This is a genomic window from Granulicella sp. L60, from assembly GCF_009765825.1.
Classification (GTDB): domain Bacteria; phylum Acidobacteriota; class Terriglobia; order Terriglobales; family Acidobacteriaceae; genus Edaphobacter.
In genome coordinates this window covers 1-2156 of record NZ_LMUR01000019.1, presented here as the reverse complement: position 1 = coordinate 2156, position 2156 = coordinate 1, and the positions used below count along the sequence as shown (strand labels likewise).

The 2156-nt window shown below is 59.8% G+C and carries 1 protein-coding gene and 1 pseudogene; both read left to right on the top strand.

Annotated elements, in window-relative coordinates; all coding sequences use genetic code 11:
* Positions 1-236 (top strand): annotated as a pseudogene (locus tag GSQ82_RS18480) (hypothetical protein); the annotation flags it as partial.
* Between the two features lie 92 nt (positions 237-328).
* Positions 329-2023, top strand: coding sequence for a ParB/RepB/Spo0J family partition protein (locus GSQ82_RS18475; protein WP_158793790.1), 1695 nt, complete (start codon positions 329-331; stop codon positions 2021-2023).
* Positions 2024-2156: the final 133 nt, after the last annotated feature.

Sequence of the window (2156 nt, the reverse complement as noted above, 5' to 3'; positions counted from 1 at the left end):
CTGCGCCTGAGCCATGTGGTGAGACTCCGCTTCACATAATCCGGCGCTTCACACAGTATTGGCGCAACGATTACGTTGCCGTCGAGCAGTGGAGCCGCAACATCGTCCGCGACCACTATGTGTATCTCGTTCAGTTGCACGAGCAGCACGTCCGCTTTGCAGAAGCATGGGACAACAACCTGAGCATGCAGGGATTTCCTGAAGCCTTCGATCCGCACAAGCATATATGCGGATAGCCCAAGTTCCCCGCCCACGGAGCGGAGACAGGCAGCGTATCCGCTCCACAACTTCACAGCCTCGCAGCACAACCACGCCCAAGGAGGGCATCATGCAAGATTCGAGCGCATTCCAGTACATCGCCATCGACCAGATTCACGAGTCCACCACCAACCCACGCCTCACCTTCGACCAAACGAAATTGGAGGAGCTTGCCGAGTCTATCCGGCAACACGGTCTCATTCAGCCCGTCACCGTGCGGCCCAACGCAAGCGGCTTTGAGATCGTCGCAGGAGCAAGGCGCTTCCGTGCCTCGCAGCTTGCCGAACTCTTCTCCATACCGGCCCGCATCGTCGAACTAGACGACACCGCCGCGATGGAGTGGCAGCTCGTTGAAAATTCTCAACGTGTGGACGTGCATCCGTATGAAGAGGCACAGGGCTTTCAACGATTGCTCGACATGCCCGGCTATGACGTGGCCGCGCTCGTCTTGAAGTCAGGGAAGAGTGCATCGCACATCTACGCCCGTCTGTCGCTTTTGCAACTCATTCCCGACGTGGCCGAAGCGTTCGTGCAGGAACGCATCACGGCCAGCCATGCCAATTTGCTTGCACGTCTGCCACAGGAACACCAAGCTGCAGCCTATGAACAGTGCTGGCGTAAGGACTGGCAGGACAAGGAGCCCCATCTTCTCCCTGCCAAGCATCTGTCCGCTTGGATCGAAACGAACCTCTATCTCGCTCTGGCCGATGCTCCGTTCGATCGTGAGGATGTCGGCCTCAACCCCGCCGCCGGTGCTTGCGTCGCCTGCCCGCGCCGCAGCGGTTTCAACACATCTCTCTTTTCCGACGTGCAGGGTGACCAGTGCCTAGACGGACTTTGCTATCAAACCAAAGTAGCAGCACATATCGACCGCGAGCTTGCCGCACGGCCGCAACTTGTACAGATCGAAACGACGTGGCGACCTGCCAAGGAACAGCGCCCCGGCACCCTCGCAAAGCACTCCTACCGCGAACTCGACACGCCCGACAATCCGGACGCCGAGCCGCCATGCCCCAACACCAAATCCGCGCTGATCGTCTTCGGACGCCATGCGGGAAAGACCATCACTGTCTGCACCGATGCCAACTGCCCCGTACACGACCCGCAAGAGGTCGCACGTCAGGCAAGACAGGAAACCGAGCACCCGGCCCCTGTCATGGAGGAAGCGCCCAACGAAGAGACGGAGGAGGAAGCCGAGCAGCGCAGAGCCGAATATGAGCAGCGTCGCAAGGAGCATGAGGCCGAACAGCAGCGCCGTGACGAAGAACGCAAATCCCAATCCGAGAAGCAGCTGAAGGAGTACGAGGCCGAGCAGAAACGGCGAGAGAAGTTGAACAAGGCACGGACAGCTACCTTCGACCGCATCCTTGACAGCGCCCCGGCCATGTTCACCGCCGCGCAGCTCCGCACTTTCCTGCGCTTGCTCGTCCACATCGACCCCTACAGCTTCCTTGAGGAGGTAGCCAGCCACTTCGCCGGGAACGACGAAAACGCGCAGCAAAGCGACGAGGAAATCGTACTTGCCGCACTCGACAACACCGCAGACGACAAGCTAATCAGCTTCGGCCTGCGTCTCACCCTTACCGGTCACGTCAGCATCCCCCGCGAAAACGAACCCGACCCCTTGTCCGAGGCCGAGGCCGTATTCGCTCCACCACAACCGAAGCCTTCCAAGTCGAAGAGTGCCAGCAAATCAAAAGAGACGCCCTCGCCCGTCAAGACTCTTCAGAAAAGAAGCCCTGCCAAAAGGCAGAAGGCAGCCTAACCTCATCGGGTGCAGCAATGCCCCCGATGCTTTCTCAGCCCCGGATTCGTCCGGGGCTTTCTTTTGGAGTGGCACCGGTGCTTCCGCGCCGCGCCGGGAGAAACCGCTTTGGTTTCTCCCGGACCCTCTTCCC

What these genes read in the sequence shown, in the direction of transcription:
- GSQ82_RS18475 (WP_158793790.1), top strand. Translation starts at nt 329, where the DNA reads ATGCAAGATTCGAGCGCATTCCAGTACATCGCCATCGACCAGATTCAC.